Genomic DNA, 13,870 nt, shown 5'->3' with positions numbered 1-13,870 from the left:
AAAACCAAAAAAGGCTGTTCAAATAAGCGGCAATACCAGTTATCTGAACAGCCCCTTGCAAAGGGCAAATTAACAAAAATTAAGCGTTTTGGGCTTTAAATTCCTTTAATTTTTCGATGAGTTTCGGTACCACCTCAAAGGCATCGCCAACAATCCCATAATCTGCGGCCTTAAAGAACGGAGCCTCAGGGTCATTGTTGATGACTACTTTGGTTTTTGAAGCGCTTACTCCAGCCAAATGCTGAATAGCTCCAGAGATACCAATGGCTATATATAGATTACTGGCTACGGGCTTTCCAGTTTGTCCAACATGCTCACCATGAGAACGCCAGCCTAAATCTGAAACAGGTTTGGAACAAGCGGTTGCAGCACCAAGTATTTCTGCCAATTCTTCAATCATGCCCCAATTTTCTGGACCTTTGAGTCCTCGACCTCCTGAAACAACCACATCTGCATCTGCAATAGTGGCCTTACCAACAACTTTATCTATTTCAACTGATTTTGTGGTAAAGTCTGAATCACCAAGGGTAGGGTCAAAACTTTCTACTGACGCTGAAACATTATTCTCATGAACACCATAAGCATTATTTGAGACTCCAACGATTTTAGTTTCTGAAGAGATTTCAGTGTGGGCGAAACCTTTATTACTGAAAGCCGTTCTTTTTACTACAAAAGGAGAGGTGCTATCTGGAGCGGCCACTACATTAGGTACGTATCCAGCATTTAATTTTGCAGTTAGGATAGGCCCCAAAAACTTAGTGTCTGCACTTGAGCTGATAATAATTACTTTGGCGCCTTCCGCTTCTACAGCTTGTGCAATAGTGTTTGCATAAGCCTTGGCGTTGAAGGTGCCTAATTGTTCATTGGAAACCTTGAGCACTTTGGATATGCCATAATTACCAAGTGAGGCATCATCATCTGCATTGATAGTAACGGCGGTAACATTTGTTCCAAGTTCTTGCGCTACTTTATGGGCATAAGAAGCAACTTCTAATGCATTTTTTTTAAATTTTCCTTTATCGGATTCGGTATAAACTAATACTGACATATTTTATAGATTCTAATTCTTAAATCACCTTAGCTTCGTTATGCAACAGATTTACTAACTCACCTACATTATCGGCATCAACCAATGTAACAGGTCCCTTAGCAGCAGGTTTCTCAAATTTTTGATCATGGGTAAGTTTAGGCGCATCAATTGGTTCAACCACATTCAATGCTTTTTTTCTAGCCATCATTATTCCACGCATGTTAGGGATACGTAAATCACTTTCTTCAACCAATCCTTTTTGTCCTCCTATTACTAAAGGAAGAGTAGTGCTTATTTTTTCTTTTCCGCCATCAATCTCACGCATGGCAGTTGCACTAGTGCCATCAACTTCAAGACCAATACAGGTGTTTACAAAATTCATGTCCAATAGTGTGGCCAAGATTCCTGGAACCATACCGCCGTTATAATCTATGGATTCCCTACCGGCAATGACTAGGTCGTATCCGCCATTTTTTACTATTTCGGCCAATTGTCTTGCAACAAAAAAACCATCGGTTGGTTCTGCGTTTATTCGTATGGCTTCGTCTGCCCCTATGGCAAGAGCTTTACGTATTGTGGGCTCAGTTTGTGCTCCACCTACAGTAGCCACATGCACTGCAGCTCCTTGTTTTTCTTTAAACCACATGGCCCTTGTTAATCCAAACTCATCATTGGGATTAATAACAAATTGTACGCCGTTTGTATCAAACTTGGTATCCCCTTCGGCAAAATTGATTTTAGAAGTGGTATCCGGTACGTTGCTAATGCAAACTAAAATCTTCATATTTTCTTTACGTTTAACGCATCAAAGATAGCCATAAAAATCTGATATTTATTATGCATGCATAATAAATTTTGTTCTTTTTTTTGGTTTTTATGAGCGTATTGTTCTTGTATATTTTGCTATTTTTGCTTGCATTTTTTAATGCACGTTAACTAAACTTTTTAGTACTACTTAATGAAAACACTACAGTTCAGAGAAGCTATCCAACAGGCAATGTCCGAAGAGATGCGAAAAGATGATACCATATACTTAATGGGTGAAGAGGTTGCAGAGTATAATGGAGCCTATAAAGCTTCTAAAGGAATGCTTGATGAGTTTGGACCAGAACGTGTAATTGATACTCCTATTTCTGAATTAGGTTTTTCAGGTATTGGTGTGGGTTCTGCAATGATAGGAAACAGACCAATCATTGAGTTTATGACTTTTAACTTTGCTTTGGTAGGGATTGATCAAATCATAAATAACGCTGCCAAGATTAGACAAATGTCTGCAGGCCAGTTTCCATGTCCCATAGTTTTTAGGGGACCTACTGCATCTGCGGGACAATTGGCGGCAACACATTCCCAAGCTTTTGAAAGTTGGTATGCCAATTGCCCAGGATTAAAGGTTGTTGTGCCATCTAACCCAGCTGATGCTAAGGGGTTACTGAAATCTGCAATTCGTGATGATGATCCAGTTATTTTCATGGAATCGGAACAAATGTACGGCGACAAAGGAGAGGTGCCAGAAGGAGAATTTACAATTCCGATAGGTGTTGCGGATATTAAAAGAGAAGGAACCGATGTTACCATTGTTTCTTTTGGAAAAATTATAAAAGAAGCATATAAGGCTGCAGATGAGTTGGAAAAAGAAGGAATAAGCTGTGAGATTATTGACTTGCGTACTGTTCGCCCAATGGATTATGACGCGATTTTAACTTCAGTCAAGAAGACCAATAGACTGGTAGTTTTGGAAGAAGCTTGGCCTTTTGGTAATGTTGCTACTGAAATTACATATCAAGTTCAAGACAAGGCATTTGATTATTTGGATGCACCTGTTGTAAAAATAAACACAGCAGATACTCCTGCACCATATTCCCCGGTGCTTTTAGCTGAATGGTTACCAAACCATGAAGATGTGATCAAAGCTGTTAAGAAAGTGTTATATAAATAACAGACTTATATTTGTAAAGTATATTAGCCTCTTCAACAAAAGTTGACGAGGCTTTTTTTAAGGAATAGTTTTTGATAAGAAAATACTTTTAAACCAAATTGACCATGCACTTTTGAAACTCCACTTGTGGATTTCCTAATGCTACAGATATCAAAACATGAAAAGTTTCCTTTTTATTTTTTTCTTCTCGTCTTGTTTTTTTGCTTTTTCCCAAACAAAGGTTGGAGGTATTGTTGTGGATGAAACAGGTTCTCCTGTAGCTTTTGCCAATATTATTTTTAAAGACTCTTCTGAAGGGACCATTACTAATGATAATGGACGCTTTTATATAGAATCTGATGAAACCTATAGTACCATTCTTGTTTCTTTTATTGGATATGAGACTAAAGAAATTTTACTGGATAAGAAGGTAAACTATAATATGGAGATTGCTTTGCAAGAATCTGCGGAACAACTTAAAGAAGTTATCGTATACACTGGCAAGCAATCCAAAAAAAATAACCCTGCCATTGATATTTTAAAGAAGATATGGGCTAAGAAACGGGAAAATGGGGTTCGAAAATTCAAACAATATCAATACGATAAGTATGAAAAAGTAGAATTTGACCTCAATACCATAGATAGCGCCTTGATAAAGAGTAAACTCTTTAAAGGATTGGAATTCATGTTTGAAGATTTGGATACGTCTAGAATTACAGGTAAGACCTATCTGCCAATTTTCCTAAATGAAAGCTTTTCCAAGATTTACGGAGACAATATTTTGGATGAGGAAAAAGAAGATGTGTTGGGTAATAAAAATTCAGGTTTTAGTGGAAACCAATCCATAACAGCTTTTGTGGAGGATTTGTATTCTGATTATGACATTTATAATAATTACCTGAAGTTTTTTGACAAGAGTTTTACCAGTCCCCTCTCTAAAACCGGAGTAGATACCTATAATTATGTATTGTCAGACAGTACATTTATAGACAATAAGTGGTGCTACAATATTATTTACTACCCCAGACGAACAAACGAACTCACCTTCAAAGGAGATTTTTGGGTAAGTGATACTACCTACGCTATTAAAAAAATAAATCTTCAGGTCACTAAAAGTGCTAACATCAACTGGGTTAAGGAAATTTATATAGAACAAGAGTTTGATGTTGTAAACGATTCGGTCTTTTTGCTCAAAAGAGATTATATGTTGAGTGATTTTAGTTTTTCTAAAAAGGAAAAGTCGCGAGGTGTATATGGTAAGCGAACAACAGTCTTTGATAATTACAAGTTTGATACGGATCGTCCTGAAGAATTCTACAAAGCAGAATCTGATCCCTATGATCCACGTGTATTTGCAAGGGATAGTACATTCTGGAAAAATGCCAGACTTGAAACACTTAATGAAGATGAGTCGGGTATATTTAAATTGTTGGATACATTGAAAACGGTTCCTAAGTTTAGGACCTACTATGATATTGTTAGCATTCTTGGTTCCGGTTATATAGAAATTGATAAGTGGAATATTGATGTTGGTAATATCTACAGCGTCCTTGGATTTAATGATGCGGAGGGAACGCGTGTTAGACTTGGAGCTAGAACCTATTTTGGGCAGAATGATACCTGGCGATTGGAAGGGTATATGGCCTACGGATTTACAGATAAAAAAGCAAAACACGGTTTTTCTGCTAAGTTTTTATTGGATAGAAAATCAAGATTGATTCTCTCAGGAGGAAACCGGAGGGACATTGAACAGCTGGGACTAAGTCTTACAAGCACAAATGATGTGTTGGGAAGGAGTATTGCTTCATCATCATTGGTAACGGTTGGCGCCAATGATCGCCTGACCAATATAAATTTATCAACCCTGAATTTTGAGGTAGAGCCCGCAAAGAATTTTAGAGTTAGGTTTGGAGGGTCTTTCAGAACGTTAAATTCAGCTTTGCCAGATGCGTTTGGTCTGGACTATATTGATCCAGATTCCCCAACAGGTATTTCTTCAGAGGTAAAACAATTTGACCTAAATACCACCTTAATATATACCCCCGGGAAAAGAACTATAGGTTATGGGGTAGAACGTGTAAGCATAAACGATGATCACAGCACACTTCTTCTTAATTATACCAAAGGTGTACGTGGATTCTTGGAAAGCGATTTTGATTACGAGAAGGTTCAATTTTCGTATAGGCAACCATGGCAAATAGGTGGTTTTGGTAGATTAACTAGCAGTGTAGAACTTGGTAAGACTTTTGGCGAGGTACCGTTGAGTTTATTAAGCGTAGTTCCTGGAAACCAGACGCTTTTTACCTTGTACAATACCTTTCCTAATTTGGATTTTTATGAATTTGTGACCGATACCTATGCCACATTACATTTAGAGCATAATTTTAATGGAAGGTTCTTTTCAAGAATCCCTGTGTTAAGAAAGTTAAACCTTAGGGAAATTGTGGGAATACGAGGAGCATGGGGCCAACTTTCAGATGAAAATATCGCGTTGAGTGCTCCATCCAACATTCCGTTGATAGCGCCTAATGATCAAATTTATTGGGAGTATTCATTTGGAATAGGGAACATCTTTAAGATTCTTAGGATTGACTTTAACTTTAGAGGAAATTATTTAGATAATCCAGATGCACGGCGATTTGGTATTACTGGAACTTTCGGATTTAATTTTTAATTAATATTAAGAAAGTAATTTCTTTATCTTATTCCTTCAATACTAGCTATTTTTGCAAAAGTAAAAACCTCAAAATGTCTAAAAAAGAAGAAGTCACCTTTGATGTACTTATAGAAATTCCAAAGGGCAGCAGAAACAAATACGAATACGATTTCACCTTGCATAAAATCCGTTTTGACCGAACCCTTTTCTCATCGATGATGTACCCGGGTGACTATGGTTTTGTCCCAGAAACTTTAGCATTGGATAAAGATCCTTTGGATGTTTTGGTTTTGGGTACAGAACCTACCTATCCAATGGTGGTAATGGAAGTTAAACCTATTGGGGTTTTCCATATGACCGATGAAAAAGGACCAGATGAAAAAATTATTTGCGTTCCTGTTTCTGACCCTATTTGGAGCAAAAGAGATGATATCAGCGATTTAAATCCGCATAGATTAAAAGAAATCGAACATTTTTTTCAAGTGTATAAAGATTTGGAAGAAAAGAAGGTAGATACAGGGGGCTGGGGTGATGTTAATGAAGCAATAGATATTTACCATCAATGCGTTAAACGTTATGAAGAAAGCGAACATAAAAAGAAGCGCACCTTTACAATTTAAATAAAATTGAGCACAGATTTATGCACTTTTGGTCTCCAAAAGTGCATTTTTTTTATTAGTCTGTATTTTACTACTTTTGCTGCCACTAAAAAACTCTTAAAATAACTATAACACTATGGAATTAATCGTAAAATTTCTGCCTGCATTTGGTATTGTGGCACTGATCTTTGTATTCATAAAGAATATGTGGGTTGGAAAGCAGGATGAAGGAGATGCTAAAATGTCAAGGATTGCCAAAAATATTGCTGATGGAGCAATGTCTTTCCTTAAAGCAGAATATAAAATATTAAGCATCTTCGTAGTTGCTGTCGCTATCCTATTGTTTTTCAAAGGAAATAATGAAGTTGGATCAAATGGAATGGTGGCCTTATCATTTGTAGTAGGTGCTATTTGTTCAGCTTTAGCAGGTTTTATAGGAATGAAAGTTGCTACAAAAGCAAACGTTAGAACCACTCAAGCTGCTAAAACTTCTTTGGGGAAAGCTTTAGAAGTTGCTTTTGCTGGTGGTGCTGTTATGGGCTTGGGAGTTGTTGGTCTTGGGGTATTAGGACTTAGTGGCTTGTTCATAGTTTACCAATCCATTTGGCCTGGTGCTGAAAACTTGGGCTTGGTATTAAATGTACTTTCTGGATTCTCATTGGGAGCTTCATCTATTGCGCTTTTTGCACGTGTAGGTGGTGGTATTTATACTAAAGCAGCGGATGTAGGCGCAGATTTAGTAGGTAAGGTAGAGGCAGGTATTCCTGAAGATCACCCTTTGAATCCTGCTACAATTGCGGATAATGTTGGTGATAACGTTGGTGATGTTGCTGGTATGGGTGCTGATTTATTTGAATCCTATGTAGGCTCTATTATAGGTACCATGGTATTGGGTGCATTTATTATCACTCCTGATTTTGCAGGTTTAGGTGCTGTGTATCTTCCATTGGTATTAGCAGCGGTAGGTATTGTCATGTCTATTATTGGAACCTTCTTTGTAAGAGTTAAAGATGGTGGTAATCCTCAAACTGCATTAAATATTGGTGAATTCGGTTCCGCCGGCCTAATGGTTGTTGCTTCTTACTTCATTATTCATGCTTTAATTCCTGAAAACGTTGAAGGTTTACCGTTCGGAGCAATGGGAATCTTCTGGGCTACCTTAGCTGGTCTTGTTGCAGGTCTGGGTGTTGGGAAAATTACAGAATATTATACAGGTACAGGTACAAAACCTGTAAACTCAATTGTGCGTCAGTCTGAAACAGGTGCAGCAACAAATATTATTGCAGGTTTGGGTGTAGGTATGATGTCTACTATGGTTCCTATTTTATTGATTGCTGCTGCTATATTAGTGTCGCATCATTTTGCTGGCCTTTACGGAATTGCAATTGCAGCAGTAGGTATGTTGGCAAATACAGGTATTCAATTAGCTGTTGATGCGTACGGACCAATTTCTGATAATGCTGGAGGAATTGCTGAAATGGCAGAACTAGATCCTGAAGTTCGTGAGCGTACAGATAAACTGGATGCAGTTGGTAATACAACGGCCGCTATTGGTAAAGGTTTTGCAATTGCTTCTGCTGCCTTAACAGCCTTGGCTTTATTCTCTGCATTTATGAAAGTTGCAAATGTTTCGTCTATTGATGTGTCCCAACCAAAAATTATGGCAGGTCTTTTAGTAGGTGGAATGCTTCCTTTTGTATTCTCTGCCTTGTCTATGAATGCTGTAGGTCGTGCTGCCATGGCAATGATCGAAGAGGTTCGTCGTCAATTTAGAGATATTCCACAATTAAAAGCGGCATTAGAAGTAATGAGAGCTGTTGACTCAGATATGTCTAAAGCGACAACTGAACAGCGTGCCACTTTTGATGCAGCTGATGGATATGCAGAATACGATAAATGTGTAGATATTTCTACTAAGGCTTCTATTAAAGAAATGGTACTACCAGGTTTATTGGCTATTGTCGTTCCGGTTGCTGTTGGTTTTATTGGTGGTGCTGAGATGTTAGGTGGTCTTTTGGCAGGTGTAACCACTTGTGGTGTTTTAATGGCTATTTTCCAATCAAACGCAGGTGGTGCTTGGGATAACGCTAAGAAAATGATTGAATCTGACGGACGCAAAGGCTCTGATGCACATAAAGCTGCCGTTGTTGGCGATACGGTCGGAGATCCATTTAAAGATACTTCTGGACCTTCATTGAACATCTTGTTAAAGTTGATGTCCGTTGTGGCTTTGGTTATTGCGCCAAGTTTGGTGAGTCTTGCTCCAGCTGATGAGGTTAGCATGCTAAAAGAAGACAGTACTAAAATCTCTATCACTACGGATGGAATGAAAGAGAGCGTACCTGTTGAAAAACAAGTTCGTGTTGAAATGAGCAATACTGCTGAAGGTTTATATAAGGCAGTAGTAACATCAACTTACGAAGTTGCTGGAGAAGCAAAAGAAGAAACAAAAGAATTTACTGGAGCTACCAAAGAGGAAGTTCAAAAATTGGTAGATGCTTATAAAGTAGCATCCAAAGAGTAGTAGTTTTCAAATAACTTTTAAATATTAAAAAACCACGCATTAAGCGTGGTTTTTTATTTTGTGTTAGTTCTGTTTGTCATCCTAAGCCTGTCGAAGGAGCAGTCTAAAGCTATTCAAGTTAAGCATCTCGACTGCGCTCGATGTTGTGACAGTATGATCTATCTATTGTAATTTAAAAGTAATCGGTATGGAAAAAGGCACTTTAACAGGATTTCCTCTTTGTTTTCCTGGAGTCATTTTAGGTAATTTCGAGATAATTCTAGCCGCCTCTGTTTCTAAAACTTTATGAGGTCCTCGCATTTTTAACTCATCAATGCTCCCATCTTTTTGAATGGTGAACATTAAACTTACCCTTCCTTGTAATCCCATTTCTTGTGCAATCTCAGGATAACGGAAATTTTTTCTCACATGCTTTTGCATCATTTCCTGAAAACAAGCTCGTTTGTCATCTGCATCTTCGCAGCCAGGAAAAACAGGTACATTTTCAATGACGGCAAAGGGAATCACTTCATCAACATGGTCTTTAATCACAACGATATCTTTGATATCTATTATTTCTTTGTCCTGATCAGTTTCAGTAGATTCAATTATAGTTTCGATAATTTTTTCATCATCAGGGACAATTTCAATTACAGGTGGTGTCTGAATTTTTGGTGGCGGTGGAGGAGGTAAGTTGATGGTTATGGGTGGGAGTACTTCATCTATATCGTTTAATTTCTCTGAATTTTGCGCAAATTCAGGAGTTTCATAAAATGTTTTCCATTCCAAAGCGACATAGGCAAGCAACATAACTGCTGCCATCCCAATAGAGAAATAGAGTACACTGTTCTTTTTTAATTCTAATTCTTGATTTTTTTTCGGTCTCATAATTTTCAAATTTTTGCCTCTCATAATGAAAGGTGTAGTTAATACCATTGAGTTTTAAACTCAATCTAAACTACTTTGAAAACCATCCGAAGGAAAGCCATAATGAGTGAACGACCTTTTTGATCGAGTGAAATTCTGACTTTTCTATTTATTAGTGGTGGATATTAAAACAATCCATGAATTTCTGCATCAATCTTATTAATCACGGTACCTAAATCTTCAGGTTCGTCAACAAAATTAATGTCATCAACATCAATGATCAACAGCTTGCCTTTTTCATAGGTGTTTACCCAAGCTTCATAACGCTCATTTAATCTACTTAAATAATCTATGGAGATGCTGTTTTCATAATCCCGTCCACGTTTGTGGATTTGATTTACCAAATTGGGAATGGAGCTGCGCAAATAGATGAGCAAATCTGGTGGTTGAACCAAACTTTCCATTAAATCAAAAAGACTGGAGTAATTCTCAAAATCGCGATTGGTCATTAACCCCATTGCGTGAAGATTGGGAGCAAAAATATGGGCGTCTTCATAAATCGTCCGATCTTGGATGACCTTTTTGCCTCCCTCACGAATTTTCAAAATCTGTCGGTAACGACTATTCAAAAAGTAAATCTGAAGGTTAAAACTCCAACGCTCCATTTGTGTATAGAAATCATCTAAATACGGATTGTCCACTACATCTTCAAAATGGGCTTCCCATTTATAATGCTTTGCCAATAAATTAGTTAATGTAGTTTTTCCTGCTCCAATGTTTCCTGCTACCGCAATGTGCATGGGTCTTTTTGTTGAATGGTTATTATACTGTTGTGTTTAATAGAAAGGGATACAATATACAACGAATCTTGTTTAAGGTAAAACCAACTTTGCACCTTTTATCAACCTTTCGACGAAATAACCGTTATCAATGTTTTAGGGCGTGACAACTACATCCAGGAATACTGAAACTTTGAGTTTGTTCATGCCAAGGAAAAGCTTGGTTGTATTTGTTGTTTTCCCAATAGAACACGCCACGTTCTTTTGGTTCATTGCCAATTTCATTCATGTTCTCTATATCGTACAATCGGCCATTGATCATGGTGTAGCGCACTGAATTTGTGTTTTCAATGTTTTCCAATGGATTTTCGTCTAAAACAATTAAGTCTGCCAGTTTCCCAACCTTTAAAGAACCTATTTCCTCTCCCATACCAATATATTGAGCGCCATTTATAGTTGCCGCTTTTAACGCTTCCATATTGGTCATGCCTCCAGCCTTTAGCATCCAAAGTTCCCAATGTGCACCAAGACCTTGCAATTGACCATGGGCACCTAGATTTGCTTTTACCCCGGCATTTGAAAGCTTTGTTACTGTTTCGGAAACTAAAATATGACCGTTTTTATACTCCTCCTGTGGTACTTTGGTTCTATGACGACTTCTTGAATCTACAATGTGTCTTGGAGTATATTTGAGCAACTTTTCGTTTTCCCAGACATTATCTCGTTCATAGTAGAAATATTCGCCATTCATTCCTCCATAATTTACAATGAGTGTAGGTGTATAACCACTGTTGCTATTGCTCCATAAGGTAACAATGTCTTTATATACAGGTGCCACGGGAATGTTGTGTTCAACACCTGTATGGCCGTCCATAATCATGGTCATATTGGTAAAAAACGTTGAACCGCCTTCGGGTACAACATTGACTCCTAGTTCTTTGGCTGCCTGCATTACTTGTTGTCTCTGTTCTCTACGTGGCTGATTGTAACTTTTTACAGAGGTGGCACCAAATGCTTTTGTTCTTCGGATAGCAGAACGGGCATCTTCTAAATTATTGATAACCGCTTTAAAATCCCCATCCGCCCCATAAAGAATAAATCCAGTAGAGTAAATCCGAGGACCCACCATTTCTCCACTTTTTACAAGCTCCGACAAGCCAAAGACGGTTTCGCTATTTGCGGATGGATCATGGGCAGTCGTTACGCCATAGGCAAGATTTGCATATAATTGCCAGTGCTTTTTAGTGTTCAGCCCTGCTCTAAAAGCACCAATATGGGCATGTGCATCTACAATACCGGGCATAATGGTCTTGCCTTTCATATCAAATACCTTTGTGCTTGAGGGTACGGAAACTTCTGATGAAACACCAATAGCTTCAATTTTATTATCCTTAATTATGATAGTGGCATTTTCCAAAACCACATCGTTTTCCATAGTGATAATCCTAGCATTGGTAAAAGCAATGCTGCCTTTGGGCCTATCCGTTTTGGTAATTAAACCAACATCAATTCCTTTTTCAACCATTGGTGGAATGCTGTCTGGGGAATTTTGAAGAAAAGTAAAGCGTTGGTTTACATCATTTGAGAAATATTGACTACCTAAAGTCCAATGTAATTTTTTGCTGTTGTTGGACCAATGCAAGTTATAGCCAGCATCTTTGGCTACTTGTGTAATTGGAAAAGCCTTGCTTTTTGGGTCAAATTCAATGGTTTGACCTGTAATTGTCATTGGTGCTATATATGCTTTGTGCAGATTGGAGAATAGTAGCCATTTATTATCTGGTGACGGTACAATATGATTTGCATATTTAGATTTAAAGTGAACCCGTTCATCCTTGCCATTAAGATTCACACTTTTTAGCTCTTTTGTAAGTGCTCCAAAGAATTGCCCCCCTGTTTGAAAGAAAATCCGTTTGTCATCCTCACTGAAAGTAGGAGTTAAGCCATTATCGGTTAGTTTTTTTGAATTACCTCCATTGGCAGACATTACATAAATTCCAGGTTCTTTCGTGAAGGTTCGACCTTGGTCATTATTGCCGCTTTGCTTGCCGTATACAATGTGTTTTCCATCATTGGAGAAAGAAGGAAAACGGTAAATTCCTTTTGTAGAAGTCATTTTTGTGGGTGAACCACCATTTGAGGCTATTTTATGAATGGCACCAAATTGTTCATCATCCCAAGAAACATAAACGATTTCTTTTCCATCAGGTGAAAATGAAGGTTCAAACTCAAGATCATCACTATTGGTTAATCGTTTAGGTCTACCATTAGGTAATGTTTTAGTCCATAAGTATCCAAGAGCACTGAATATAATCTTCTTTCCATCTGGTGAAGTCTTTACATGACGAATAACCTTGGCTGTAAACTCTTCTGAATCTACCTGATGTTTAGCACGATGGGTTTCCGCTATTTTTAGTGTTGTATTTATTTTGAAAGGGATAGGGTCTACTTTTAAGGTTTCAATATTGACTTTATGAATTTTTCCACCCGACCAAAAGACAATTTCCTTGTTATTGGGTGTCCAACTAAAATTTGGATAGGTACCAAAAAGAGCCCAAGCTTCCATTTGATCTTTGTTCAACGCATCATATATAGGCCATTCTTCACCAGTATCTAAATCATGAATGAACAAAACAGTTTTGGTACGCACACGCTTAATAAAAGCTAGTTTTTTATTATCAGGAGATACGGTTGGCCTAGATGCACTGCCAGGTCCACCTGTGGTTGTAGTAGTTTTTCCAGTTTCAAAATCATAACGTTTAACAACATAAATCTGTGAGTTTGGGTTTTTGTTATATTGGAAAAAACCACCTGAATACATATCTTCACAATAATAGAGGTGTTTTCCATCCCTGGAAATAGAAGGTTCATTTACATCTTGCTGGTCATTTTTTCTTTTGGTCAGCTGCAGGCCAGATCCACCTGTAATATGGTATTGCCATAATTCTCCCGCCCCTAATGAACGTTGAGAGGTAAAATGTTTTCTGGCGATGATGTGATTTCCATCTGCAGTCCAAACAGCATTATTCAGTAACCTAAATTTCTCCTTGGTGACTTGCTTTGGATTCTTTCCATCGGTGCCCATAATCCAAATATTATCACCACCACCGGCATCGGAAGTAAAAGATATTTTTTTACCATCTGGACTAAAACGTGGTTGCACCTCAAACGGTAGTCCAGAACGCAACACTTTTGGAGTTCCCCCAGTTATTGGCATAACATAAATGTCTCCTAACATGTCAAATGTAATTTGACTGCCATCAGGGCTAATGTCAAGGTTCATCCAAGTCCCTTCGTCGGTTTCCAAAGCAATATCATTGATTTTCCAATCCGTGTAAGGATTAGAGACATCCCATTTTTTGTCATCTTTTTTTTCTTGGCCAAAAGAGCAGAATGTAAATAGGACAAGAAGGGTGGAGAGTGCTATTTTGTTTTTCATTTTAAAGAGTTTTAGTCAATGAACAAAATACGCATAAAGAGGGTATTATCATGAAAAGGAATTTTAAAATTTTATTTGGTTT

Annotated in this window: 9 protein-coding genes; 4 read left to right on the top strand and 5 right to left on the bottom strand. The window is 37.8% G+C overall.

Annotated features, from left to right (window positions below; all coding sequences use genetic code 11):
* Positions 1-79 precede the first annotated feature (79 nt).
* Together SJY44_RS16745 and SJY44_RS16740 are read right to left on the bottom strand one after the other, a co-directional pair.
* Positions 80-1,048, bottom strand: coding sequence for an electron transfer flavoprotein subunit alpha/FixB family protein (locus SJY44_RS16745; protein WP_396590587.1), 969 nt, complete (start codon positions 1,046-1,048; stop codon positions 80-82).
* A 19-nt stretch (positions 1,049-1,067) separates the two neighbouring features.
* On the bottom strand, positions 1,068-1,814 hold the full coding sequence (locus SJY44_RS16740; protein WP_396590586.1) for an electron transfer flavoprotein subunit beta/FixA family protein: 747 nt from the start codon (positions 1,812-1,814) through the stop codon (positions 1,068-1,070).
* Between the two features lie 174 nt (positions 1,815-1,988).
* Here SJY44_RS16740 and SJY44_RS16735 point away from each other — a divergent pair, with 174 nt between their 5' ends.
* The 4 genes from SJY44_RS16735 to SJY44_RS16720 all read left to right on the top strand — a co-directional run bounded on the left by SJY44_RS16735 (position 1,989) and on the right by SJY44_RS16720 (position 8,724).
* Complete coding sequence (locus SJY44_RS16735) at positions 1,989-2,966, top strand: pyruvate dehydrogenase complex E1 component subunit beta (protein ID WP_396590585.1); 978 nt, start codon at positions 1,989-1,991, stop codon at positions 2,964-2,966.
* Between the two features lie 157 nt (positions 2,967-3,123).
* Entirely contained in the window at positions 3,124-5,619 is a 2,496-nt protein-coding gene (locus SJY44_RS16730) for a DUF5686 family protein (RefSeq protein WP_396590584.1), read from the top strand.
* Between the two features lie 74 nt (positions 5,620-5,693).
* Positions 5,694-6,221: an inorganic diphosphatase gene (locus SJY44_RS16725; protein ID WP_298930501.1), complete on the top strand. Its 528-nt coding sequence runs from the start codon at positions 5,694-5,696 to the stop codon at positions 6,219-6,221.
* A gap of 115 nt (positions 6,222-6,336) precedes the next feature.
* Positions 6,337-8,724, top strand: a complete 2,388-nt coding sequence (locus SJY44_RS16720) for a sodium-translocating pyrophosphatase (RefSeq protein ID WP_396590583.1) — start codon at positions 6,337-6,339, stop codon at positions 8,722-8,724.
* Between the two features lie 162 nt (positions 8,725-8,886).
* On the opposite strand, the gene SJY44_RS16715 is transcribed toward SJY44_RS16720, so the two are convergent.
* From SJY44_RS16715 to SJY44_RS16705, 3 genes are all read right to left on the bottom strand, one after another.
* Positions 8,887-9,639: an energy transducer TonB gene (locus SJY44_RS16715; protein ID WP_396590582.1), complete on the bottom strand. Its 753-nt coding sequence runs from the start codon at positions 9,637-9,639 to the stop codon at positions 8,887-8,889.
* Positions 9,640-9,755: 116 nt separating this feature from the next.
* Positions 9,756-10,370 carry a deoxynucleoside kinase gene (locus SJY44_RS16710; protein WP_109664232.1) on the bottom strand — a complete coding sequence of 205 codons (615 nt, stop codon included), beginning with the start codon at positions 10,368-10,370 and terminating at the stop codon, positions 9,756-9,758.
* Between the two features lie 127 nt (positions 10,371-10,497).
* Positions 10,498-13,788: an amidohydrolase family protein gene (locus SJY44_RS16705; protein ID WP_396590581.1), complete on the bottom strand. Its 3,291-nt coding sequence runs from the start codon at positions 13,786-13,788 to the stop codon at positions 10,498-10,500.
* Between the last annotated feature and the right edge of the window lie 82 nt (positions 13,789-13,870).

This window comes from Allomuricauda sp. R78024 (assembly GCF_044596045.1).
In the GTDB taxonomy this organism is placed as follows: Bacteria; Bacteroidota; Bacteroidia; order Flavobacteriales; family Flavobacteriaceae; genus Flagellimonas.
The sequence above is the reverse complement of the archived record's forward strand: the minus strand, read 5'-3'. Positions and strand labels throughout refer to the sequence as shown.